Here is a 24,564-nt window from a genome sequence, read left to right as displayed (position 1 = left end):
CGCGCTCAGGCACGGGCGCTCGTTTTCGCGCCGCCCGTGGCGCCGCCGCCGGTTTTCGTCCCGTGGGCGTACCCTTCGTCGAAGGCGCGCAGGTTCAACTCCTCGCTGCCCGGTGGAACCGACAGGCGGATCGCCTCGCGGGCGGCCTCGCGCGCCATCACTCCGGTGACCGCGGAGAGGAAGCCGCACATCACCATGTTGGCGCAGATGCGGCGGCCCAGTCCTTCGGCGATGCGCGTCGCGGGGACTCCGTGCACGGCGCGCCCTTGATCCCGCCTGGGGTGCACCAGATCCTCGTCGACGAGCAGCGTCCCCTCGCCGGTCAACTCGTCCGCGTACTTGGCGTAAGCGTCCTGGCTCATGGCGATCAGGATGTCGGGCTGTCGGATATAGGGGTAGTCCACCGGGTCGTCGGAGAGAATCAGCTGGGCGGAGCAAGCCGAGCCCCGCGCCTCCGGCCCGAAGCTTTGGTTCAATGTGGCGTGGCGTCCCTCGTGAATCGCCGCCGCCCTTCCGGTGATGTAGGCGAGAAAGATGATCCCCTGGCCCCCGAAGCCGGAGACCCGGATCTCCTGTCTACTCATGACGCGCCCCCCGGTCCACCAGCGCCCTCCGGGCCGCCGTCCGCATGTAGTACTCCTTGTGAAGCCCGTACTCCTCGCCCAACCGCCTCTCCAGATTGGCGTCCAGGTTGTCCAGGAAGGTGGGCTTCTCGATGTCGACGAAGCGGCCCACCGTGATCGTGCCGCCGTAGCCGATGTCCACCTTGGTCGGGTCCGCGTCGTGCCGGATCTCGCTCTTCTCCTTGTAGTAGCGGAGCACGTCGAGGACGGAGCCGAGCTTGTTTCTTCTGATGTAAAGCGTCGGGCAGGGGGCGATCACCTCGATGAAACTGAAACCGGGCTTGCGGATCGCCTCCAAGATCGAGCGGGTGAGGCGGCGCACGTGGAGACAGGTCCAGCGCGCCACGTAGACCGCGCCGCTGGAGGCGGCGAGGCCGGGGAGGTTGAAGGGGTGTTCCGAGTTGCCGAAGGGGGTGGTGCTGGAGAGGGCGCCGGTCGGCGTGCTCGGAGCGACCTGGCCGCCGGTCATGGCGTAGTTGAAGTTGTTCACGCAGATCACGGTCAGATCGACGTTCCGCCGGGCGGCGTGGATGAAGTGGTTTCCTCCGATGGCGATCAGGTCGCCGTCGCCGCTGATCACCACCACCTTGAGCCTCCGGTTGGAAAGGTGAAGGCCCGTGGCGAAGGGGAGCGCCCGGCCGTGCGTGGTGTGGAAGGAGTCCAGTTTGATGTACCCCGCCACGCGGCCGGTGCAGCCGATGCCGGAGACGACCACCACGTCGTCCAGGTCGAAGTCCCCTTTGTGCAGGGCGTCGACGAAACAGGTGAGCACCGGACCGATCCCGCAGCCCGGGCACCAGATGTGCGGGATCCGGTCCATCCGGAGGTAGGGCTCCATCGGATGGGCGGGCGCCGCGGCGGTCCGCGCGTCCGTTTCCGTGAGGATGTCGCTCATGATGCGCCCCCTTTCCTTTTCCTCCGCACCTTGCCCGGCGACGGGCCCCCTTTCTTTCCGGCGCGCGTTCCCTCGCGGATCGCGCCGAGGATCGCCGCCGGATCGTGCACCCAGCCGCCGGCGTGCGTGACCGGCAGAACGGCGGCGCGCCCTCCGACGACCCGCTCCGCTTCGAGAACCACCTGGCCAAGGTTGATCTCGGGAACCACGATGGCGGAGACCCGTTCGGCGAGTTCGCGAACCAGCTTTTCCGGGAAGGGCCAGACCGTGACGAGCCGGAGTTCGCCCACGCGGATCCCTTCGGCGCGCGCGGCGTCCACGGCGGCCCGGGCGACGCGCGAGGTGATGCCGTAACTGAGCACCACCACCTCGGCGTCGTCGAGCCGGTTCGATTCCACGTCGATAATGTCGTCGGCGTTCTTCTCGATCTTGTCCTTGAGGCGGCGGACGAGGCGGTCCTGAACCTCCGCGGTCATCATCGGATAACCCCGCTCGTCGTGGGTAAGACCGGTGCTGTGGATCCGGTACCCGTCGCCGACCATCACCATGTCCGGCACCCCGTCGCCGTTCGGCGCGTAGGGAAGGTACTCCCCCGGCGGCAGAGAGGTGATCCGCCGCTCCACGATGTCGATCTCCTCCGGCGGCGGGATCACCACCTTCTCGGTCATGTGGCCCACGCACTCGTCCATCATCACGAGCACGGGGAGCCTGTACCGCTCCGAAAGATTGAATGCTTGAATGGTTCGGTCAAAACATTCTTGGGGGGAGTTGGGGGCGAGCGCAATGATCGCGTAGTCGCCGTGAGAGCCGTAGCGCGCCTGCATCATATCCGCCTGGCCCACCATGGTGGGGAGCCCCGTGGAGGGACCGCCGCGCTGCACGTTCACGAGCACGCAGGGGACCTCCATCATCAGGCCGAGCCCCAGGTTCTCCATCATCAGCGAGAAACCGGGGCCGGATGTGCATGTCATCGATTTCACGCCCCCCCAGGAGGCGCCCAGGATGGCGGCCATGGAGGCCATCTCGTCTTCCATCTGGATGTAGACGCCCCCCACCTTGGGAAAGCGGCGGGAGACCCGCTCGGCGATCTCCGTGGAGGGGGTGATCGGGTAGCCGGCGAAGAAACGGCATCCGGCGGCGAGGGCGCCCTCGGCGGCGGCGTGGTCCCCGTCGAGGTAGTGGGCGCCGGTCAGCACGCCTTCCGGGTGGGCGTTCAAGAGATGCCCTCCCCGTCCGGCAGGTTCTCCGGGATGGGAGGCCGGCCGGTTTCCCCCTCCGTCCCGTCGGTCACGAAGATGGCGAACTCGGGGCAGAGCACTTCGCAGAGATGGCAGGCGACGCAGGTCTCCTCTCGCGCCACCTCGGGGGGATGATAGCCCTTCAGATTGAATCGCGTGGAGAGGCGGAGCACGTCCAAGGGACAGTGCTCCACGCAGTAGGCGCAGCCCTTGCAGCGCTCCTCCAGGATGTGAATGGACCCGTGCCGGACGGCGACGCGGTCCTTGTCCAGCGGCGTTCTCCAGTAGCGCCGCGCCTCCGTGCCGTGCGTCATGATGCGTCTCCCGTCGGGACCGGCGTCAACCGGATGAACCGGTCGATTCCCGCCCCCCCCGGTGGTAGGGGCATGGGCCGACCTCCTTCTCGAAGGGACAGTTCGTCGCGACCAGGCCGCCGCAGCGAAGGCAGGGTTTCCCGTCCCCTTCCTCCCGCCGGAGAAGCAGCGTGGTGAACCGTCCCAGAAGAGAGGCGAGATCGACGCGTTCTTGATCCGTCAAGTTTCCGAGCACGGGTTGAAGACCCGACACCCGGCGTTCCCGGTAAAGCCGGAGAAATTCCCGGCCCTCGGCCGTGATTCGGAGATCGATGCTGCGGCGATCCTCGGCGGGCGTGATCCGGTCGAGAAGGCCGAGGCGGGCGAGTTTGTCCACGTTCTTCGACGCCGCGGGGGCGCTGACGCCGAGAAAACCGGCCACCTCGCCGACGCGGGCGCTGCCGTTCATCTCGATCAGCTTGAGGAGGTGCACCTGATGGATGGAAAGAGGCGCGGGCGCGCACTCGCGAAGAATGCGCGTCTCGAGGATCTCACGAACGGCGTTCGCGAAGACGTGACTGATGCGCGCGACTCGGAGGGAAAGCAGGTCTTCGTCGCCGTTCCCCGGGGGTGGAACGTGACTGATCACAGCTTTCTCGTTGTGAAAATCCCCAGTCTTTATTCAGTAACCCGGATGAAAGATTAACCCATCTTTATGATTTTTGTCAATTGGTTTGTTTTCAATGCGTTCGGGAAAAAATCGTGCCAGTTTTCCCCGTATCGCCTCTTCGGGGCGATGCGTGGGGAAGAGGGGTGTCCGCGGTTGACAGCGGAGAGGGCCGCCGGGTAGGCTCGGCGCAAGGAACAACCACGGATCTTCCTGTCACGCTTCGGGTTTCGCGGCCGGAATCCCGGAGAGGGAGGGCGAAGTGAACCGGTCCGCATGGTCGACGGCATTGATTCCGCTCCTGCTCGCCGCCGGCGTCGCCGCGGCCTTCGCGAATGGAGGCCCTCCCCCGCGTCCGGCGGACGCCCGGCCCTTCCTTCCCGGAGCGCCGCTTTCCGAATCGCACGGAAAGCGCGCGCGCGCCGAGGCGCTTACCGCTCCGGCGGCGCAGGCGGACACCTTCCGCGTCGCCGCGATCCTGATCGAGTTCCCCGAGGACGACGACCCGGCCACCACCGGAAACGGCCTCTTCGGAGACGTTTTAGACGCGAATGAATATGTCTACGCCGGAGTCTTTCCGGAGATTCTCGATATCCCCCGCGACCCGGAGTACTTCCGGGAGCAGTTCCGCTATCTCGCCCAGTACTACCGGAAAGCCTCCTACGGGAGGCTGGAGATCGTCGCCGACGTTCCGGAGACGGTTTTCGTCGCCCCCGAATCGATGGCTTACTACGGCGACAACGACTCGGCGACGGTCCGGCAGGCGGAGCTCTTCGCCGACGCGATCGAACAGGCCGATCCGCTCTTCGATTTCGGCGCCTACGACGGCGTCGTGGTGATCCACGCGGGCGTGGGGGAGGAGACGGACGTGAACGGCGATACGCCGGGGGACGTCTGGACCGCCTACCTCACCCGCTCGGATCTGGCGGAAGCCTTCGCCGATTCCGGCGCGGAGGACGCCTACCGGGGAATCGCCGCCGGGGACACCACCGCGGCGGGCGACACGATCTTTCTGGACCGCGGGGTGATCCTCCCGGAGAGCGATACCCAGGATGATTTTCCCCAGTGGCTCCTCGGGGTGGCGGCGCATATGACCGGCCGCCTTCTCGGCGCCCCCTCCCTCTTCGACACGGACTACGACGACGGCACTTCCTCCCAGGGGATCGGCAACTGGGGGATCATGGGGACCGGTCTCTACAACTCCGGCGGCATCCTCCCGCCGCATCCCTGCGCATGGGTGAAGGTCCGTCTCGGCTGGATCGAGCCGACGACGGTGACCCGGGACACGACGGTCCTCCTCCCGCCGTCGGAGCGGGCCGATTCGGAGCCGAGGATCGTCAAGATCCCGATTTCCGAGACCGAATACTTTTTGATCGAAAACAAACACAAGGACGAGAACGGCGACGGCGCGTTCAATTTCGACGACACCGACGGCGACGGGATTCTCTATCCCTTCCGGGATTCCTACGAGGGAGCGGAGTTCGACTGGTCTCTCCCGGCGGAGGGGAACGCCATCGGCTCCGGGCTTTTGATCTGGCATATCGACGAGACGGTGATCGCCCGGTCCGGCGACTTTCAGGAACGGAACGAGGTGAACGCCGACGCGCACCGGAAGGGAGTGGACCTGGAGGAGGCGGACGGGGTCCAGGATCTGGACGAATATCCGCGCAGTTACGACAACTTCGGTTCCCCCTTCGACGCCTGGTGGGTTTCCAACCGTTTCCTCTTCGACGGCGGCACATCCCCGTCTTCGGCCAACAACGCCGGCGGGCGAACCGGGATCGCGATCGAGGTTCTCTCCGAGGCCGATTCGCTCCTCATCGTGTCGATCCGCTTCGAGGAGCGCCCCGATGGGTGGAGCCTTCCGGCGCAACCGGGGACGCGGGCCGTGGGTCCTGCGGCGGTGTCCCCCCAGTTTTTCGGCTTTCCTCCGCTCTACGCTTTCGTCTATTACGACTCCGCGGCCGGAGCTTCGTTCGGCGACGTCCGTTCTTTCGAGGAGGGGGCCTCGCTCCAAGGTTGGCCCCTCGAAATCGGCGGACCGGTCACGGCCGGTTCCGTGCTTCTCCGGTCGGCGGACGAGGAAGAGTATCCGCCGGAATTGGTCGCTCCCCTCGATAACGGTACGGTCGCGAAGCTGACGGGCGGAACCGGAGGGATCGAGATCCTGGGTGAGGACGCCGGACCGGTGGACGCGCACTACCTGTGCGCCGCCGAACCTCTGGCGGAAGATCCCTGCGCCTGGGTCGTCTCCGCCGTGTCCCGCGGCGGAGAGACGGTTCTTTACAACCGAACCTCCGAGTCGGGCCCGATGGACACGATCGCCGTGCTCCCCGGAACCGCCACCGGTCCCGTCTCCTCCGGCGGCTTGGAATGCACGCCGGTCTTCTTCGCCGCCACCGACGCGCCTCTCGTTGCGGCCGTCTCCTATAATGGAGAACTCCTCTGGTCCGTCACCCCCGCAGCGACTCCGACGCCGGTCATCACCGTGTCGTATGTCGAGGAAGAGATCAAGGAGGGCATTTACCGGGGCGGCACCGCGTTCGTTTTCGCCGCGGGGAACAGGCTCCACATCCGCGCCGACGGCGTGGATTTCCCGGAAGAGCCGCTCCCTCTCGAGGGGAACGCCTCGGGCCCGCCCGCGGCGGGTGATCTGGACGGCGACGGCGTCGCCGAGATCGCCGTCGGCACGGACGAGGGCGTCCTCCACCTCTTCAACCGGACAGGCGCGCCCGCAACCGGCTGGCCCTTCCGGACCGGCGGGGACGGGATCGTCGGAACGCCGGCGATCGGCGATTTCGACTTCGACGGCGAACCGGAGGTCGTCTTCGGCACGGAAGGGGGGAACCTCTGGCTCCTCCGCTCCGGCGGCGAGCCGGAGGAGGGATACCCGGCGGCGCTGGGCGGCGCGCCCCAAGGGGGCGTCTGGATGGTCGCCGGCGAATACGAGAACGCCTGGCGGACGAACGTACTCGTCGTCTCCGGCCGGGGCGCGATGGACCTCCGCTTCTTTTCGGGTGTGAACCAACCGCGGATCGAATGGACCGGCTACCAGAACGGGAACGGCTTTGCAGGGCGGTACGCCGTCGGGCCCATACATCAGCCCTCCACCTCGGAGCTCCTCGTCGAGAAGGAGACATACGTCTATCCCAATCCGGCGGGGCGCGGCGGCGACGCGAGGATCCGCTACCGGGTGACCGCCCCCTGCCGCGTTTCGATCCGGATCTACGACATCACCGGTCGGATGCTCCGCGATTTCGGCGAGAGGGAGGTTCCCGCCGAAACGGGCGAGGCGGTCTGGGAGATATGCGGAGAAGCTTCGGGCCTCTATTTCGCCCGCGTCGAAGCGCGGGGGGAGGACCGGGAGGGGCGCAAGCTGATCCCCTTCGCGGTGCAGAAGTAACCGGCGGGACTGGCGTCGCCGGCGGATTTGTACGATAATCAGGGAGTACCGCGCGCGGCCGTTCCCCGAGCGGCGCGGAAACCCCCATCGAAAGGACGACGAGCATGCGAGCCACCGCCCTCGGACTTCTCTTTACTCTCGCCTTGGCGGCCCGTGCCGGGGCGGAGCCGGTGGGGCTCCGCACCCTGTTGATCGATCCGGGCGTCGCCGCCTCCGGGATGGGGTACGCCTACACCGCCGTGGCGGAGGACCCGAGCGCCCTCTACTGGAACCCGGCAGGCCTCGCCGGCGGGGAGCCGGGGCTCCGCGGTCTTCTGGCCCACACCGAGTGGCTGCTCGACGTCCGCCAGGAGTACGCCGCCGTCGTCTGGGGGCGAGGCGCCGACGCGTTCGCCGCCGGCATCAACGGTTGGTACGTGGGTGACATCGAACGCCGCGACAACGACCCGGTCGCCGAGCCGCTCGGCACCTTCGGCTACTACGACATCGTCGTCTCCCTCGCCTATGCCCGCGCCTTCGGACCGATCCGCGCCGGCGTGACCGCGAAGCCCTTCTACTCCAAAATCGAACTCGAGACCGCCCACGGCGTCGCCGCCGATTTCGGCGTCCTCTACGAAACGCCCCTCGCCGGGCTCACCCTGGGCGGCGCGGCGGCGAACCTGGGGAACAAACCGCACTACGTCGACGAGTCCTTCTCCCTGCCGGTGGATCTGCGCGGCGGCGCGGCGTGGCGCCACCGCTTCTCCGGATATCCCGCGTCGATCCTCCTCTCGGCGGAAGCGCGCAAGACCAAGGACGACGACACGCACGGCCACTTCGGCGCCGAGATCGGCCTGCAGGAGACGGTGGCGATCCGTTTCGGTTACAAGAGCGGGTACGACGAGGAGTCCTTCGCTTTCGGAGTCGGCGTGACGCGCGGTCCCTACTCGTTCCAGGTGGCGGTGGTCCCCTTTGAGTCGGATCTCGGCACGGTGAGCCGCTTCGCGCTCGGGATGCGGCGCTAAGTTAAGCCGCTTCGGCCGTTACTCCGCCGCGCGTTCCACCCGTCCGTTCTCTCCGCCTTCCCAGCGTTCGAGGGCGATCCGCCCGCCGGCGAGCCGCGCGTACGTGAAGCTCTCGATCCAGTCGCCGAGCAGGACCAACTCTCCCTCTTCGTAACGGAAATGATCCGCGTAGTGGATGTGCCCCATCAGCACACCGTCGAAACCCTCCCGGAGTTTTTCCCGCGCCTCCCGTTCCAGCGTGCGGTTCAGGATGAACTTCTTCCGGTTGGTGTGGGAGCGGGAGAGGTGGGAAGCCCAGCGGGCGAAAGGGACGCCCAGATCCGGGTGGATCAGATGGAAGAGGCGGATGGCGAGGGGGCTGCGGACGAGGCGGCGGAGAAAACGATAGCCGGGGTCGTGGCCGGCGGTCAGGTCGTCGCCGTGGGTGACGTAGAGGCGCCTCCCCTGCACGCGCAGGTCGAGGGGCTCCCGGCTCACTTGGATCCCCAGTTCGTCGGCGAAGAATCGGTCCAGCCAGTAATCGTGGTTGCCGGCGATGTAGACGACCCGCACGCCGGCGCGCACGAGGGCACCCAGCTCGGTCAGCACGAGCAGGTGCGGTTTGGGCACGACCTGCCGGTATTCGAACCAGAAGTCGAACAGGTCGCCCACGATGTAGAGTACGTCGGCGCCGCGCGCCGGGCCGCGGAGGAAAGAGAGAAACCTCTCGATTCTCCGCCGCTCCCCTTCCTCCCGGCTCGTCCCGAAGTGGGCGTCCGAAAGAAACAGCGCCGTCGCCGCCGTCTCCCGTTCCATTCGATAGGATTCCAATTTCCTCTCGCCTCGTTGTCGCCGCATGGTAGCATTCGCCCCGTAAAGGGGCAAAGGGTTTCCCCCGGCCGGCGGGAACGTCCGCGTCCGCGCCGGTGTGGATGAAGAGGAATCCGGAACGAGACCCTTGGGAGAGGAGGTGCGCATTGTACGAGGAACCGAAAGACCGGCCCGAGGACGCATCTTGGGAGGAGATGGAAGGAGAAGGGGATAAGCGTTTTTGGGGGAAGGTCCGCAAGGGAGTGAAGGAAGGGTATCAGTACGCCGCGGAGAAGACCGACCTCTACGCCAAGATCGGCGGGCGGCGGCTCGCCATCGTGGGGATCCACCGGAAGATCGACCGCGCCTACACCGAACTGGGCGAGCGGGTGTACGCTCTCTTCGCCGCGGGCAAGGGAGAAGGCGCGGCCGGCGACGCCGAGGTGAAGGAACTGGTGGAGAGGATCCGAGAGGCCGAGGCGGACCTGGCGAGCAAGGAATCGGAGATCGAGGAGATCCGCCAGGAGTTTCGGGAGAGGGCGGAGCGGGAAAAGGAGAAGGAAGAGGGGGGGGAATAACCGCCGCGCGGCGGTTCATCGCCCCGCCCCGAGCGGGAGGAAGGACGGGTTGGTCATGACGGGAGGGAAGAGGAGCCTGCGCACCTGGTTGGGCCGGGCCGGTTTCGTGGCGCTGGGCGTCGCATGCGGTTTGATTCTGTCGGCGAGTTGCGAGTGGTCCCCCTCCGGCGAGGCGGAGGACACCGGCTCCCTGGGCCGTTTCGTCGGCGCCCGCGAGACGGCGTCGCCCGCCCGGGGCGGGCTGCCTGTTCCGTATGTCGCCGCGGGAGGCGATTTCGCCTCCCCCTTCACTGCCGTGGCGGAGCGGGTCCTTCCCGCGGTGGTGAACGTCGACACGCGACGGCGTTTCGAGCATCCCGCCCTGCCGGGCCTCGATTTCTTCGGCGACATCCTCCCCGAATCGGACGGACCTTTCGACTATCCCTCCTCCGCCTCCGGGTTCGTTTTCGATGAACGGGGCTACGTCATCACCAACAACCACGTGATTCAAGACGCGGAAGAGATTCTGGTTCGCTTCATCGGCGGCGGAGAGCACGCCGCCGAGGTGGTGGGCGTCGACCCGAGCACCGACGTGGCGGTCCTCAAAATCAGCGGGGAGGGACCGTTCCCCTCTCTCCCGCTCGGTGATTCGGACTCGATCCGCGTCGGCGATTGGGCGATCGCCGTGGGGAATCCCTTCGGTTATCTGGAAGGGAGCCTCACCGTCGGCGTGGTGAGCGCCAAGGGGAGGAGCGATCTGAACATCGCCGGGGGCGGGCCGACCTATCAGAACTTCATCCAGACCGACGCGTCGATCAACTTCGGTAATTCCGGCGGCCCCCTCTGCAACATCCGGGGCGAGGTGATCGGCGTGAATACCGCGGTGAACACGACGGGCCAGGGAATCGGCTTCGCGATCCCCATCAACCTGGCGGCGCGGATCGCCGGCCAGCTGATGACCGACGGGCGGGTGGTTCGAGCCTACATCGGCGTCTATCCCCAGTCGCTCACGCCGGAGCTGATCGAGGGAAAGAAGCTCGACGTGGAGGGAGGGGTGCTCATCGGCCAGGTGGCGCCGAACACGCCCGCCGAACGGGCCGGCCTGGAACGGGGGGACGTGATCCTCGCCTTCGACGGCATTCCCATCCAAAACCTGAACCACTTCCGCATGCTCGTCGCCGACACGGAGGTGGGGCGCCGGGTCCGGGTGGACGTAGATCGGGACGGAGAGCGGCTTGTCCTGGACGTGACCCTCGCCGAGCGGCCGGACGTGTTCACCGCGGAGGAAGCCCGCGAGGAAGAGCTCTGGCTCGGTTTGGACGTGATCGATCCCTCCGAGGAGCCGGGAGCGGTGCGCGAGTTGGGACTCGAGGGAATCGCCGGCGCGCTTGTGGCGGGCGTGGAGCCGGGCGGTCCGGCCTGGGAGGCGGGCATTCGCGCCGGCGATCTCATCGTGGAGATGAACGACCGGGCGGTCGAGGGGATCGAGGACTACCGGGCGGCGGAAAGAGAGGCGCGGCGGAGCGACAAGCCGATCATCTTTCTTGTCCACCGGGACGGCTTCACCTCTTATATCGGTGTTCAACCGTAAAAAGACGAAATAGTTTTCGGGGGAGCGGCGGCGCCCGCCTCCGCTCCCCGGGTCAACCGGGAGCTCCGGCGCCTCTCGGGGAGTCCTGTTTTTTCTTGACACGATCTTCCACGCTCGGCTAGCTTCGGTCACGATTGAGCTGACCTTTGGATTTTACGGAGTTGCAATGGGTTTGCCGCGTTCCTGGACACGAAGATTCATCACCGACCGGATCACGCTGATGGTGATCCCCCGGGCGAGCCGACAGATCCATTCCTTCCGTATTCCGGTCGGGGCCGTGTACGGGGGGATGCTGCTTCTTCTCTCGGGCGTCTTCCTCACCGGCCACTCCCTTCTTCACTCCGCGGAACTCTCCCGATCCAAGGCGGAGGTCGTTCGGTTGTGCGACGAGAACGGCCGTCTCTCCGGCGAGTTGACGCAGGTGCGCGGTCGGCTCGACACGGTGACCGAGGATCTGGCCGCGCTCACCCGCTTCGAGGAAAAAATCCGAACCGTGGCCGCGTTGAATCCGATCGACGACGAGACGCGTCAGGTCGGTATCGGCGGTCCCGCCGTCGGCGGCCGGGCCGGCCTCCTCGCGGTCGACCCCGCCCTGAACGGTTCCGTCGCCGACGCGGAGGAGGTTCGCGACGACGTGGAAACCCTCGCCCGGCAGACCCGCCTCCTGCGCGAGAGCTACACCGAGGTGCTCCGCACGCTCGAGACGCGGCGCGAGGAACTGGCGTGTACCCCCTCGATCATGCCCGTCGAGAACTGCTGGCTCACGGACCGCTTCGGTTATCGCCACAGCCGTTTCACCGGGCGTCGGGAGATGCACTGGGGTCAGGACTTCTCCGCCCGCAAGGGGGAGCCGATCGTCGCGACCGCCGACGGCAAGGTGAGCTTCACGGGCCGGCGGGGTTCGCTCGGCCTGGCGGTGGAGATCGACCACGGCAACGGTGTCGTCACCCGCTACGGGCATTGCCATCGCGTTTTCGTGAAGGCGGGGCAGGAGATCGTTCGCGGCCAGGTGATCGCCGCCGTCGGCAGCTCGGGACGCTCGACCAATCCTCACCTCCACTATGAAGTGATCGTCGACGGCCGCAAGGTCGACCCGCTCCGTTATGTGATCCGCACCGATCTCTACCTGGACTGATCTTTCCGTTTTCCTTTCCGCATCGATCTTTTCCCACCGTCGATCGGGACGCGTTTTTGTATCTTCCTTGTAGTCGGAGAGGGGGCCGGCGCTTCAGGTCCCGTCGCAGAGAGCGGTCGCAACAGGCTGGAGGACCGGATTTTGACTCGGTCGTGTCCTTGACAGCTTCACACTCCTTTGGCACACTCCGGCGCGGGAAGGGGGATCGGGGATGAAGATCGTCAGCGCCTGTCTCGCCGGTGTCCGGTGCCGTTACGACGGTCTTTCGAAGGGCCGCGAGGAGTACGAGCGCCTGGTCGCCGGCGGGGGCGCCATTCCTCTCTGCCCGGAGCAGCTCGGCGGTCTGCCGACGCCGCGCGTGCCGTTGGAGATCGTCGGCGGCGACGGCGCCGACGTGTTGGACGGACGGGCCCGGGTCATCGACGCGGAGGGGAACGACCGGACGGAGGAGATGGTGCGCGGCGCGGAAGAGGCGCTGCGCATCGCCCGGCTGGTCGGCGCCGACGAAGCGATCCTGAAGGAACGCTCCCCATCCTGCGGCGTCCTCTCCATCGTCCGAAGCGGCGCGGCGATCCGGGGCGCCGGCGTCGCCGCGGCGCTGCTGATCCGCTCCGGGATCCCCGTCCGATCCGACGAGGAGGGGAGCCCGTGAAGCGAGCCTTCTTCCCCGCCGGGTTTCTTCTCGGCCTCCTCCTTCTCTCTCCCGTCGCGACGCGCGCCGATGGCCGTCTTCTGACCAACATCCGTTACTGGAAGGCGCCCGATTATGTCCGTGTGGTCGTCGATCTGAGTGGACCGGCCCCTTACACGCACCGCGTCCTCGCCGATCCCGACCGGATCGCCGTGGACATCAAGGACACGGGTTTCCGATCCGCCACGCGGAAGATCGCCGTCGACGATCCCCTCCTGACGGCGATTCGGATGAACGCCCTCGGGAACGGCGCGGCGCAGGTGGTGCTCGATCTCTCACGCCCCGCCCGTTATCACCTCTTCCGTCTCTCGCCGGTGGCGGGAAAGCCGCACCGGGTGGTGATCGACGTCTTCCGGGACCGAGCCGAAGCCGCGGAACCGGCCCCTTCCGGCGGCGTCCGTCGCGTCATCATCGACGCGGGGCACGGCGGCGAGGACCCCGGCGCGGTGGGGCTCTTCGGCCTGAAGGAGAAGGAGATCACGCTCGACATCGCCCGCCGCCTCGCCCGCAAGATGAACGCCCTCCCCGGCTACGAGGCGGTGCTCACCCGGGACGGCGACTATTTCATCAGCCTCCGGGGGCGGACCGAAATCGCACGCCGCCGCAAGGGGGATCTCTTCATCAGCCTACACGCCAACTCGGCCCGCTCCGCGCGCGCCCGCGGGTTCGAGGTTTTCTTCCTCTCCCTGGGGGGCGCGACGGACAAGCTCGCCCGGGAGCTGGCGGACAAGGAGAACGCGGCCGACATGATCGGCGGCGTTCCGCCGGGCGCCGAGGAGGAGGTGATCTCCATCCTTTTCGATTACCTCCAGGAGGAGGGGATGCGGAAAAGCGAAATGCTCGCCGAAGACGTGTACAATACTTTTCGTGACGATTCGGATTTCGATCTGCGAAACGTGAAACAAGCCGGTTTCGCCGTCCTGAAGTCGATGGAGATTCCGGCGATTCTGGTGGAGTTGGGTTTTCTCTCGAACCGGACCGACGCGGGGAACCTGCGGAAGGAGGCGTTCCGGGAGAAGATCGCCGGCCTCCTCTCGCGGGGAGTCGAAGCGTACTTCGAAAGAGAGGACCCGGAGAGGACCCGTTTCCACACCGTCCGGGAGGGGGAGACCGCCTGGAGCATCGCCCGCCGGTATCGGGTGGACGTGAACGCCCTCCTCACCCGGAACAACCTGGCGCCGGGGTCGGTCCTTCCCGTCGGGAAGAGGCTCCGCATCCGATAGGCCGCCGATGACGCTCGAAGGATTTTTAAAGAAATGGCGGGGGGGGAAGTGGGAACCTTCCGCCGCGCTGGTCTACGGAGACGAGGAACTCGGCGTGGGCGAGACGACGGAGAGGATCCTCTCCGTCCTGGAGGTGGGGGGCGCGAGCCGTATCCGCCTGGAGGGGAAGCGGCTCGACGCTTCCGCGCCGGCCGACGAACTCTCTCAGATGAGCCTTTTCGCGGAGCGGCGGGTCGTCCTGCTGGACGGTCTTCCCGACGAGGCCGCGGCGGTCGACGATCTGGTCGCCCGGGTCGAGGGCGAGCCGGCCCTCTTCCTGCTGATCCGTCATCGCGGTTCGGTGGACCGGCGCCGGCGTTGGTTCAAACGGATCGCCGCGGGCGGCGCCGTCTTTCCCTTCGAGGCGGTGAAGGACCGGGACATGCCGGATCGGATCCGGGAGAGGGCGCGGCTCCTCGGCCTGGACCTCGCCGTCGGGGAGGCGCAGGCGTTGGCGAGCCGTGTCGGCACGGACCTGCTCACCGCGCGGAACGAGCTGGAGAAGCTGAGGCTCTACATCAGCCCCCGGACGGAGGTGCGCGCCGCCGACGTGGAGGCGGTGGTCGGCCGCTCGCGGGACACGATCCTCTATGAGATCACGGAGGGGATCTCCCGCCGGGACCGCGCACGAGCCCTTTCGGACCTCAAGGATTTGATGCGCCAGGGAATCGCCCCCGGCGCGATCCTCTCCCTTCTCGGCAGGGAAGTCCGGTTTCTGCTGCAGGCGAAGATCCTTCTGGGCGAGGACCCGGCGATGCGCGCCGCCTCGCGCAACTACAACGCCCTGCAGAGGCACCTGCGGGAGGGGCTCGCCGCGGAGACCCGGGAGCGCTTCGGCTCGGATCGGGAGAACCTTCTCGGCAAGCATCCTTACGTGATCTTTCTCCGGTTCGGACAGGCCTCCCGTTTTCGAGAGGAGGAACTGCTCGGCCTGCTTCGCGCCCTTTCCCGGGCGGACCGTAAGGTAAAGAGCGGCGCCGGCGAGCCGGAGACGATCCTCTTCACGGCGGTGGCCGCCGCTTCGGGGGACGGTTCGTGAGCATGGGGATGGAGAGGATCCGGAGCGGTCTTCGCGACAGGATCGCGGCGGGAAACATGGCCCACGCTTTTCTTCTCCTCGGGCCCCGCGGGTCGGACAAGAGAGAGACGGCGCTCTGGATCGCCCGGGCGGCCGTCTGCGAGGGCGATGCCGGGGAAAGGCCGTGCGGAGCCTGCGAGGCGTGCCGCTCCTTCGGCGCCCTTTCCGACCTCGATCTCCGCGTGCTTCGTCCGGTGGACCGTCCGGTCTGGGTCTCCCGGGAATCGTTGGAGCGCCGCTTTCCCGGCGGAGACCTGATCGAAGGGCTCGGTTCGCTTCTGGAGGGGCGCTTCCTCCTTCCCCCTCTCCCTTCCCCGGATCGCCGGCGCCTGATCCCTCTTCGCGTCGACCCGTCGGCGCTCTTCAAGAAGGGGCGCGCCGCGGCGCGGGCGGACCGGTCGGCGCTGGAGCGCCGAATCGAAACCTCCGGTCTCGAGGAGGGCGGGCGCGCCTTTCTGCGCGAGTTGTTGCAGACCGCCTTCTCCGTGGAGTGGTATCTTTCCAGCATCGGGATCGGCCACCTCACCGATGCCTCCGCCTCCGTCACGAAAGGGGAGGTGCCGGTGATCCCCTTCGTTTCCCGCAAGCCTTCCGCCCGGCGGTGGAAGGTCGTGATCTTCGAGGAAGCGGAGAGGATGACCGAGGCGGCGCAGAACGCCCTGCTGAAGACGCTGGAGGAACCGCCGGACGACTCGCTCCTCCTGTTGACCGCATGCCGCCGCGAGGGGCTTCTCGACACGATCCGGTCCCGTTGCGAGCTGATCCGGATGCCCCCCCCCACGGCGGAGGAGTCGGACGCGGCGAGGGACCGTTACTTCATCGGTCTCTCCGAGGAGGAATGGGAGGCGCTCCTTCTGTTCGCCGAAGGGGTGCCCGGTCAGGCGGCGGAGATCGATCCGGAACGCTTCGTCGCCGAGCGCCTGGAGGCGCGCGCGCTTCTCGTCGCGGCCCGTCGCGGCCCGATGGATGCGTTCTTCCCGGCGTTGGAGAAATGGGCGGGCGTCCCGGAGGAGACGCAGGAGGAGACCCACTTGGCGGCGGCGCGCCGGCTCTCCCACGTGCTTCTTCTCGCCCGGGACGAAGCGCGCCGCGCCGACGACGGGACGGAGCGTTTCGAAGCGGCGGAGCGCGTTTTCCGGTGCGCCCACCGGGCGATGCTCGCCGCCCGGCCGGGGGCGAATCTGCGCCTGCTCCTGGAGGAGTTCGGCGCCGAGTTGTGGCGCGCGGAGGCGCCTCTTCGGGGAGGGAACCCGTCATGATCCGAGTCACGCGGAACCTGGGCATCAAAGTGGTCGCGTTCCTGATCACCGGCGTGCTCTGCCTGAACGCGGAGACGGAGAGGATGGTGGAGGTGGAGACCGACGTGCCGGTCACCTATATCAACCTTCCCGACTCGCTCGTCCGGATGGGCCCCGCCCCCGAAAAGGTTCGTGTGCGTACCATATTCAACCGCCGGTTTTGGCAGAGCCGCCCCGATTACCTGGTCGCCGAGATCGACCTCTCCCGCGCGCGCCGGGGGACGCAGCGATTCGCGGTCACTCCGAACGCGGTCCGCATCCCGCCGGACCGTAAGGCGCGGGTCGTGGACGTGCTCGACCCCTTCCGAATCCCCCTCACTTTCGACCGCAAGGTGCGCGCCCGCGTTCCCGTGGCTCCCACCCTGGAGAAGGAGCCGGCGGCGGGGTTCGTCGTTTACGGCACGCCGGTCACCGAGCCGGACCGGGTGATGTTGATCGGTCCCGAGTCGGTCTTGGAGGGAATCGACCGGGTGGAGACCCTTCCGGTCGATCTCTCCGGCGCCGAGGCGGACATCCGCTTCCTTTCGGTGGTGGACGTGAGCCCGTGGGAACAGGTGCAGAGCGATCCCGCCCAGGTGGAGGTTCTGGTCGACCTGGAACGGATCGAGGACAGGATCCTTCTGAAGCGACCGGTACGGACCGCCCCGCGCTATCGCGTGTCGCTGGAGCCGGACTCGCTCGATCTGGTGGTCCGCGGGCCGACGGCGGCGCTCGAGAGGATCCGGGAATCGGTGGTACGCCTCTACATCGACCTCTCCAAGGTGTCCGACGGCGCCCACGTCTATCTCTCCGAGATCGCCGAGGGGAACGGAATCCGTTTCTATCCCCGGCAGGTGCGCTCCGGGATGGGCGAAGGGGACACCCTCGCCGTGCCGCCGGAAGAGGGCGATCCCGCGGGGAGCGGCTCGCCGGAGCTGCTCGGCGAGGTGCAGAACCTTCCCGATTTGGTCGTCCTGGTCGACTTTTCCCCCAAGATTTTCACCGTGCGACGGGGGGGGAGCTAGGCTTGGCGCGGATCCTCGGCATCGAATCCTCATGCGATGAGAGTTCGGCGGCGGTGGTTTCGGATGGACGGACCATCGAGTCGCAGATCGTTCTCTCGCAAGACGTGCATCGGATTTACGGCGGCGTGGTTCCCGAACTCGCCTCGCGGGAGCATATCCGCACGATCGGTCCGGTGATTCGCCGCGCCTTGTCGGACGCCGGGGCGGAGCCGCGCGATCTGGACGGCGTGGCGGCCACGGTCGGTCCCGGCCTGATCGGATCGCTGGTGGTCGGGCTCTCCGCGGCCCGCTCCATCGCCTGGCGCCTACGGATTCCTCTGTTGCCGGTCCATCATTTGGAGGCGCACCTTTACGCCGTTCGGCTCGCCCACCCGGACCGGCCCTTCCGTTTCGTCGCGCTCGTCGTTTCCGGCGGTCACACCTCGCTCATCCACGTGCTCGGCGAGGGGCGCTACCGCCTTCTCGGCAGGACGAGGGACGACGCGGCCGGCGAGGCTTTCGACAAAGTCGCCAAGATGGCCGGCCTCCCCTATCCGGGCGGACCTTTGGTGGACCGTCTCGCGGAAAAGGGGAACCGGGAGCGTTTTCGCTTTCCCGTGGCGCGCCTCGAGCCGGAGACTCTCGATTTCAGCTTCAGCGGCGTGAAGACGGCGGTCCGCTACGCGATCCGGGACGATCCCTCTCTCATTACCGAGGAGAACCTGCCGGACCTGCTCGCCTCTTTCCAGGAGGCGGTGGTCACTCCCCTGACGGAGAACACCCGAAGAGCCCTCGATCGGACCGGCGAGCGCCGAATCGCGATCTGCGGCGGCGTGGCGGCGAACGGGCGGCTTCGCGAGTCGATCCGCGCCCTCGGTGAGGAAGAGGGGGCGGAAGTGCTGATCCCGCCGCCGGATCTGTGCACCGACAACGCGGCCATGGTCGCCGCCGCGGGGGAGGAAGCCCTGCGCGCCGGTCGCCTCGCCCCGATCGACCTCTGCGCCTCGGCGGATCTGCCGCTCCCCTACGTGGATTGATCGGCGCCGGGCGCCGCAATTCGCGGGACCCTCTCGCAATCCGCAAGAGGGATCGGTCTCCACGCGCCGCGATCCGCCCCTCTTCGCCCGCCCCCGACGGGGACATTTTGACCAATCCGTTCGTTTTTTAATCACCCTTCCACTCGATCTTCCGCAACTCCTTTCATGGCATATCTCTTGCGATTCGGCCCGTATGGAGCGCCGCCCCGGCCGGGCGGATTGCGGGGAAGGACGTCACTCTCACTGACGGGCTTTCGAGAGAGAGGGTACGGGTTTGGTCGATTCGACGAAAAAAGAGAAAGTTCTCGTTGTGGATGACGAGGAATCCATCCGCAGGATCACCGCCGCCCACCTGAAGAGAAGCGGGTACGAGGTGGTTCTCGCCTCCAACGGGCGCGAGGGCCTGGAGACGGCCAAGGAGGTCCTTCCGGACCTGATCCTTCTGGATCTGATGATGCCGGAGATGGACGGTTATTCGGTGGCGCGCAGTCTGCGGGCCGATTTCGCGACGAGCCAGATCCCGATTATCATTTTAACCGCCAAGTTCACGCTGGACGACAAGATGGCCGGCCTCGAGGTCGGGGCGAACGACTACATCACCAAACCCTTCGCCGTGGCCGAACTGCTCGCGCGGATCCGGACCGTTCTCAATTGGAGCAAGCAGCAGCGGTCCGCCAACCCTTTGACCGGGCTCCCCGGGAACGTCTCCATCGAAGAGGCGCTGGAGAAGAAGATCCAGAGCGGAGATCCCTTCGCCGCGGTCTACGTCGATCTCGATAACTTTAAGGCATATAACGACTACTACGGCTATTCCCAGGGTGACATGGCGATCCGTGAGATCGCGGGCGCCCTGGTGCGCGCCTGCCGCGCCGAGGGGGACGGCTCGGAGTTCGTCGGCCACATCGGCGGCGACGACTTCATCTTCTTCGCCTCGCCGGACCGCGCGGAGACGATCTCCCGGTTCGTGATCGAGGAGTTCACCAACAGCCTGCAGAAGCTGATTCGTCCCGACGATTTGAAGCGTGGCTACATCGAGGTGGGGGGGAGGACCGGCGACATCAAACAGTTCCCCCTTCTCTCGGTGACCCTCGCCATGGTGACCAGCGACCGGCACCAGATCGAGCATGTCGCCCAGGTGGGCGACATCGCTTCGGAGGTGAAACAGTACGGCAAGTCCATACAGGGGAGCGTGCTGGTCCGCGACCGGCGGCGGGAGAATCTCCCTCCCGTGGTGGCCGGCGGCCCCGAGGACGTCGAAAAGGAGGGGGAGGCGTGCTAGAGGGACGGGATCCGATCGCCGCTCCGTCGGTGTTGGTGGCGGAGGAGAACGCCGCGCTGCTCGCGCTGATCGTCCGGACGCTCGAACGACACGGCTACCGCCCGATCCCGGCCTGTTCCGGCGGGGAAGCGCTCCGGCTCGCGGGGCGGGAGCATCCGGACCTCATCCTCATGGACATGGCCTTACCGCTCCGAGACGGCTACGCCCTCGCCCGCGCGCTCGCGCGCGACCCGAACACGAGGGGCATTCCGATCATCGCATTTCAGGCGCCCGAGGGGGGCGGACCGGCCCGGCGAGGGCCGGGGCGCGCGCTCCGGGCTTTCGACGAGAGACGACTCCTGCAGCAGATGGATCGCGCCCTCGGGGGGCGCCGGGTAGGCGCCGGCGACCGGGCCGGTCTTTGGTCGTAGGAGAGGAGGTGGAACGGTTTTGAGCAAGAAGATCCTGATCGTCGATGACGAGGTGTACATCCTGCACATTCTCGACTTCAGTCTCGGCGCCGAGGGGTACGAAGTGATCACCGCGGCGGACGGGGAGGAGGCGATCGAGCGCGCGAAGAAGGAGAAGCCGGACCTGGTGGTGCTCGACATCATGATGCCCAAGGTGGACGGCTTCGAGGCGTGCCGCCGGCTCAAGGCGGATTCGGACACCAGCGCGATCCCCGTGATTCTTCTCACCGCCAAGGGGCGCGAAGTGGACCGTCGAATGGGCATGGAAGTGGGCGCCGACGATTACATCGTAAAGCCCTTCAGCCCGAACAAGCTGATCGAGAAGATCGGCAGCTTCCTCAGCGTGTAGGGAGGTAGGCGGCGCGGGAGCGCCCGGGGAGAAGTCGATGCCGGAGCCGACGAGCCATACGGCGCAGGCGGCGCTTCTGGAGGCGGAACCCTCCGGCGGCGGATGGATCGCCACGTTCCAGGAGAACCTGGGCGCCCTGGCGGACCTGCATCGCACCCGCTCTCCGGGACGCGACGGGGATACGGAGGAGGTGGTCTGGGCTTCGGTGGAGGCGCTGATTCGCGTGACCGGCGCGGACGGCTGTTCCGTCACCCTCGCCGAGGGGAACGTGGAGATGCTCGTCTCCCGGAACGGCGCGGGCGCGGACCGGCACACCCACTTCCGGGACACCATGGCCGCTCGGGGGACGCTGGGACACGCGGCAATCCGCGAGCGCGAGCCGCGGACCGTCATCCGCTGGAGGGGGGACCTGTTCCACCACTACCCGGAGGCGGTTCACAGGGGCGGGTTCGAATCGATCGCCTGTTTCCCCGTGGAAGCCCGGGGCCGTTCCCTGGGGGTGCTTACCTTTTACTACCGAAGTCCCCGTGATTTCACGCGAACGGACAGTGATTTGGGGAGGGTGCTCGCCCAGACGGTGGCCTTCGCCGTGGACAACTCGCTCCTTCTCGCCGAGGGGCGCCAGAACATACTGAACACCGTGCAGGCCCTCGTCCGTTCCCTGGAAGCGAAGGATTCGCAAACGTCCTATCACTCCCTCCGGGTGACCCAGTACGCGACCCTGATCGCGGAGCAGATGGGGTTGGACGAGGGGATGATCCGAACCGTTCAGTACGGCGCCATGCTTCACGACATCGGCAAGATCGGGATCGTGGGACAGATTCTGAACAAGAAGGGGAAGCTCACCGAAGAGGAATGGGCGGTGGTGCGAACCCATCCCCTGATCGGCGCGCGGATCGTGGAGACGGTGGATTACCTGGCCGGCGCCGTGCCGGTGGTGCGTCACCACCACGAGTACTTCGACGGCTCCGGCTATCCGGACGGGCTCTGCGGCAAGGAGATCCCCCTCGGCGCGCGGATCGTCTCCGTCCCCGACTATTACGACGCCCTCACCTCCGATCGGCCCTATCGCGCCGCCCTCCCCCACGACGAGGCGATCGACGGCATCCGCGGGCGGACAGGAAAGATATTCGACCCCGAAATCGCCGAGATCTTTCTCGCCGTCCACGGCGGAGTTCCCTCTCGCTGATGCGTTCCGCGCCGATCTTCCCTTCCCCGTAGGTTTCTCCGCTGCTATACTCCCTCCGCGTTCGCCCGCGGGCTCGCGACCGCCCCCATCCCTACGGAGTCGAAGGTGTCCCGCTTCGTCATCGTTGCCGTACCGGTGCCCACGCGCCGGACTTTTACCTACCGCCTTCCCGAGACGCTCGACGCCGGCGATCCGGTCGGCCGTCGCGTACTCGTCCCCTTCGGCCCCCGCCGCATGACCGGTCTCGTCGTCGCGCTCGCCGACGGTCCCCCTCCGGTGGAGGCGAAGGATGTCCTCGACGTGCTCGACGAGGGACCGATCCTGGAAGGACCTCTCTTCGAACTGACCCGTTGGATCGCCGACTACTACCTCGCCCCTTGGGGGGAGACGCTCCGCGCCGCCCTTCCGGTGGGCCGGATGCGGCGGAGCCGGCGCGTCGCCACGGCGACCGGAGGAGGGGAAGATCCCGCCGGCGAACCCTTTCTGCGTGAACTGGAGGACGCGATCCGCGGGAAGGGGGGCGCTCCGGTGGAGGCGTTGGTCAAGCGGTTCGGATCCCGCGGGAAGGTCGAGGGCGGGCTCGCGCGGTTGGAGTCGCTCGGCCGCGCGGAGGTGCGGGCGGTGCTCGAGCCGGGGCCGGCGGCGGACCGGACCGAGAGCTGGGTCGAGATCCTCCCCGAAGGGGCCGCCGAGGGGGCGGAAGAGAAGCTTCGTAAGAACGCGATCCGGCAGATCGAGTGTCTTCTCCATCTGCGGGCGAAGCGCCGGGCGCGCCGCGCGGAAATGCGCGCCCGCTTCGGCGGCGCCGCCGACGCTCTCGTCGGGAAGGGATTCGCGCGGATCGTGGAGGAGGAGATGGTCCGCATCGCCGAAGGCGGCGCTCTTCCGAGCCGATACGACCCGGACCGTCCCCTCACGCCAGAGCAGGAGGCGGCGCTCGCGCCGCTCCTCCCCGCGATCCGGGAAAGACGTTTCGAGGCGCATCTCCTCCACGGGATCACCGGATCGGGGAAGACCGAGGTCTATCTGCGCGCCGCCTCGGAGACGCGCGCCGCCGGCCGGACCGTCCTCGCGTTGGTGCCGGAGATCGCCCTCACGCCGCAGACGGTCGGCCGCTTTCGCGCCCGCTTCGGCGATGAAGTGGTGGTGCTTCACAGCGCCCTCTCGCCGGGGGAGAGACACGACACTTGGCGCGAGATCCGTCGCGGCCATTTCCCGGTCGTGGTCGGCGTCCGCTCCGCCCTCTTCGCCCCTCTCCGGAATCTAGGACTCATCGTGGTCGACGAGGAGCACGACACCAGCTACAAGCAGGGAGAGTCCCCCCGCTACCACGGGCGGGACATGGCGGTGGTGCGCGCCAAGCTGGAAGGGGTGCCGATCCTGCTCGGCAGCGCCACGCCGAGCGTGGAGTCGATCTGGAACGTACGTGACGGCAAGTACCGGCTCGCCGTTCTCCCGAAGCGGATCCACGACCGTCCTCTGCCGCGAATCGAGGTCGTTGACCTGGCCCGTGTGCCGTACAAAGAGAGGATCGGAGCGCTCTCCCCCCGCCTGGTCGAGCGGATCGGCGAGACCCTCGGCCGGGGGGAGCAGGCGATGCTTTTCCTCAACCGGCGCGGCTACGCCCCCTTCCTGCACTGTCCGGACTGCGGCCACGTCCCGCGCTGCGCTCATTGCGAGGTCGCCTTCACCTTTCACCGCGTGGAGTCGGTGCTCCGTTGCCACTACTGCGGCGTCGAGAAGGAGCCTCCGACGGTCTGTCCGGAGTGCGGCGGGGCGCGGATCGGCTACCGGGGGATGGGAACGCAGAGGGTGGAGGAGGATTTGCGCGGCGCTTTCCCGAGCGCGCGAATCGGACGCATGGACCTGGACACCACCCGCAAGAGGGACTCGGCGCGCCGAATCCTCTCCGATTTCGCCGGCGGGGGGATCGACCTCCTTCTCGGGACACAGATGATCGCCAAGGGGCATCACTTCCCCGGCGTGTCCCTCGTCGGCGTGATCCTCGCGGACACGGCGCTCCACCTTCCCGATTTCCGGGCGGGGGAGCGAACCTTCCAGCTGCTGTTGCAGGTGGCCGGCCGGGCCGGGCGGGGGGACAGGGAGGGGGAAGTGGTGATCCAAACCTTTCACCCCCGGCACTATTGCATCCGCGCCGCGATCCACCACGATTTCGACGCATTCGTGGAACGCGAGCTGGCGGACCGCCGGGAGCTTCGATACCCTCCCTTCTCGCGGATCGTGGCGCTCACCTTTCGGGGAAAGCGGGAGGGGAGCGTGCGCGGAGCCGCCGCCCGTTTCCGCGGCGCCCTCTCCTCCGACGGCCGAATCACTCCGATGATTCACGAGATCCTCGGCCCGACGCCGGCGCCGATCACCAAGATCCGGGACCGGTTCCGCTGGCGCTTGATGATCAAAGCGAAGACGGAGCGGTGGCGCGCCTTCCGCGAGGTCCTGGCCGCCCATCTGGACGCCTTCCACGGCCGGAGAGGAGGGGGGCGCGCGGAGGTGGTGGTGGACGTGGACGCGCAGGACTTATTATAGATCCGCCGCCGTGGCGGACTTTCTCACCAGCTTACACGCACCCTTTCCCGTTCACGTACACGAAGAAAGATCGAAATCGAAATCGAAATCGAAATCGGATTCCCCCTTCCCCCACCGGTCTCTCTTCGGGGCACGGTCCGGATGCTTTGCATCCTCCCTCTTCTCGCTCGCCGACCCACCTCCGCCCGCCCCGATAAGCTCGACAGATTC

22 protein-coding genes are annotated in these 24,564 nt (G+C 67.2%); 16 read left to right on the top strand and 6 right to left on the bottom strand.

Going from position 1 to position 24,564, the window contains the following annotated elements:
* Nucleotides 1-5: 5 nt before the first annotated feature.
* From JW958_03670 to JW958_03650, 5 genes are read right to left on the bottom strand one after another with little or no spacing between them, the layout of a single operon-like run.
* Entirely contained in the window at nucleotides 6-584 is a 579-nt protein-coding gene (locus JW958_03670; protein ID MBN1825340.1) for a 2-oxoacid:acceptor oxidoreductase family protein, read from the bottom strand.
* Nucleotides 577-1,518, bottom strand: coding sequence for a 2-oxoacid:ferredoxin oxidoreductase subunit beta (locus JW958_03665; GenBank protein ID MBN1825339.1), 942 nt, complete (start codon nucleotides 1,516-1,518; stop codon nucleotides 577-579). Before JW958_03665 ends, JW958_03670 begins: the two co-directional genes overlap by 8 nt.
* A complete protein-coding gene (locus JW958_03660; protein ID MBN1825338.1) occupies nucleotides 1,515-2,735 on the bottom strand; it encodes a 2-oxoacid:acceptor oxidoreductase subunit alpha in 1,221 nt (406 codons plus the stop codon). The genes JW958_03665 and JW958_03660 overlap by 4 nt, the downstream gene beginning before the upstream one ends.
* On the bottom strand, nucleotides 2,732-3,070 hold the full coding sequence (locus tag JW958_03655) for a ferredoxin family protein (protein ID MBN1825337.1): 339 nt from the start codon (nucleotides 3,068-3,070) through the stop codon (nucleotides 2,732-2,734). The genes JW958_03660 and JW958_03655 overlap by 4 nt, the downstream gene beginning before the upstream one ends.
* A 25-nt stretch (nucleotides 3,071-3,095) precedes the next feature.
* Nucleotides 3,096-3,698: a MarR family transcriptional regulator gene (locus tag JW958_03650; protein MBN1825336.1), complete on the bottom strand. Its 603-nt coding sequence runs from the start codon at nucleotides 3,696-3,698 to the stop codon at nucleotides 3,096-3,098.
* A gap of 280 nt (nucleotides 3,699-3,978) precedes the next feature.
* On the opposite strand from JW958_03650, the gene JW958_03645 reads away from it, so the two are divergent.
* The gene (locus JW958_03645) at nucleotides 3,979-7,119 is read left to right on the top strand and encodes a VCBS repeat-containing protein (protein MBN1825335.1); all 3,141 of its coding nucleotides are present in this window, start codon (nucleotides 3,979-3,981) and stop codon (nucleotides 7,117-7,119) included.
* Between the two features lie 104 nt (nucleotides 7,120-7,223).
* Nucleotides 7,224-8,123 carry a PorV/PorQ family protein gene (locus tag JW958_03640; protein ID MBN1825334.1) on the top strand — a complete coding sequence of 300 codons (900 nt, stop codon included), beginning with the start codon at nucleotides 7,224-7,226 and terminating at the stop codon, nucleotides 8,121-8,123.
* Between the two features lie 18 nt (nucleotides 8,124-8,141).
* Here JW958_03640 and JW958_03635 read toward each other — a convergent pair whose 3' ends face one another.
* Nucleotides 8,142-8,960, bottom strand: a complete 819-nt coding sequence (locus JW958_03635) for a UDP-2,3-diacylglucosamine diphosphatase (protein MBN1825333.1) — start codon at nucleotides 8,958-8,960, stop codon at nucleotides 8,142-8,144.
* Between the two features lie 119 nt (nucleotides 8,961-9,079).
* Between JW958_03635 and JW958_03630 the strand changes: the two genes are divergently transcribed.
* The 14 genes from JW958_03630 to priA all read left to right on the top strand — a co-directional run bounded on the left by JW958_03630 (nucleotide 9,080) and on the right by priA (nucleotide 24,354).
* Nucleotides 9,080-9,490: a hypothetical protein gene (locus JW958_03630; GenBank protein MBN1825332.1), complete on the top strand. Its 411-nt coding sequence runs from the start codon at nucleotides 9,080-9,082 to the stop codon at nucleotides 9,488-9,490.
* Between the two features lie 55 nt (nucleotides 9,491-9,545).
* Nucleotides 9,546-11,060, top strand: a complete 1,515-nt coding sequence (locus tag JW958_03625) for a trypsin-like peptidase domain-containing protein (protein ID MBN1825331.1) — start codon at nucleotides 9,546-9,548, stop codon at nucleotides 11,058-11,060.
* Between the two features lie 166 nt (nucleotides 11,061-11,226).
* Nucleotides 11,227-12,195, top strand: a complete 969-nt coding sequence (locus JW958_03620; GenBank protein MBN1825330.1) for a M23 family metallopeptidase — start codon at nucleotides 11,227-11,229, stop codon at nucleotides 12,193-12,195.
* A 211-nt stretch (nucleotides 12,196-12,406) separates the two neighbouring features.
* Nucleotides 12,407-12,847, top strand: coding sequence for a DUF523 domain-containing protein (locus JW958_03615; protein ID MBN1825329.1), 441 nt, complete (start codon nucleotides 12,407-12,409; stop codon nucleotides 12,845-12,847).
* Nucleotides 12,844-14,109: an N-acetylmuramoyl-L-alanine amidase gene (locus JW958_03610; GenBank protein MBN1825328.1), complete on the top strand. Its 1,266-nt coding sequence runs from the start codon at nucleotides 12,844-12,846 to the stop codon at nucleotides 14,107-14,109. Before JW958_03615 ends, JW958_03610 begins: the two co-directional genes overlap by 4 nt.
* Nucleotides 14,110-14,116: 7 nt before the next feature.
* On the top strand, nucleotides 14,117-15,187 hold the full coding sequence (gene holA, locus JW958_03605) for a DNA polymerase III subunit delta (GenBank protein MBN1825327.1): 1,071 nt from the start codon (nucleotides 14,117-14,119) through the stop codon (nucleotides 15,185-15,187).
* Complete coding sequence (locus JW958_03600) at nucleotides 15,184-16,485, top strand: hypothetical protein (GenBank protein MBN1825326.1); 1,302 nt, start codon at nucleotides 15,184-15,186, stop codon at nucleotides 16,483-16,485. The genes holA and JW958_03600 overlap by 4 nt, the downstream gene beginning before the upstream one ends.
* A complete protein-coding gene (locus JW958_03595) occupies nucleotides 16,482-17,528 on the top strand; it encodes a YbbR-like domain-containing protein (GenBank protein ID MBN1825325.1) in 1,047 nt (348 codons plus the stop codon). The genes JW958_03600 and JW958_03595 overlap by 4 nt, the downstream gene beginning before the upstream one ends.
* A 2-nt stretch (nucleotides 17,529-17,530) precedes the next feature.
* Nucleotides 17,531-18,544: a tRNA (adenosine(37)-N6)-threonylcarbamoyltransferase complex transferase subunit TsaD gene (gene tsaD, locus JW958_03590; GenBank protein ID MBN1825324.1), complete on the top strand. Its 1,014-nt coding sequence runs from the start codon at nucleotides 17,531-17,533 to the stop codon at nucleotides 18,542-18,544.
* A 310-nt stretch (nucleotides 18,545-18,854) separates the two neighbouring features.
* The gene (locus JW958_03585; protein MBN1825323.1) at nucleotides 18,855-19,823 is read left to right on the top strand and encodes a response regulator; all 969 of its coding nucleotides are present in this window, start codon (nucleotides 18,855-18,857) and stop codon (nucleotides 19,821-19,823) included.
* A complete protein-coding gene (locus JW958_03580; protein MBN1825322.1) occupies nucleotides 19,817-20,233 on the top strand; it encodes a response regulator in 417 nt (138 codons plus the stop codon). The genes JW958_03585 and JW958_03580 overlap by 7 nt, the downstream gene beginning before the upstream one ends.
* Nucleotides 20,234-20,252: 19 nt before the next feature.
* Nucleotides 20,253-20,621 carry a response regulator gene (locus JW958_03575; protein MBN1825321.1) on the top strand — a complete coding sequence of 123 codons (369 nt, stop codon included), beginning with the start codon at nucleotides 20,253-20,255 and terminating at the stop codon, nucleotides 20,619-20,621.
* A 37-nt stretch (nucleotides 20,622-20,658) separates the two neighbouring features.
* Nucleotides 20,659-21,810, top strand: coding sequence for an HD domain-containing protein (locus JW958_03570; protein MBN1825320.1), 1,152 nt, complete (start codon nucleotides 20,659-20,661; stop codon nucleotides 21,808-21,810).
* Nucleotides 21,811-21,915: 105 nt separating this feature from the next.
* Entirely contained in the window at nucleotides 21,916-24,354 is a 2,439-nt protein-coding gene (priA, locus tag JW958_03565; GenBank protein MBN1825319.1) for a primosomal protein N', read from the top strand.
* Nucleotides 24,355-24,564: the final 210 nt, after the last annotated feature.

Source organism: Candidatus Eisenbacteria bacterium, assembly GCA_016930695.1.
Lineage (GTDB): Bacteria > Orphanbacterota > Orphanbacteria > Orphanbacterales > Orphanbacteraceae > JAFGGD01.
Note: the sequence above shows the minus strand (reverse complement) of the source record. Positions and strands in the feature narration are given on the sequence as shown.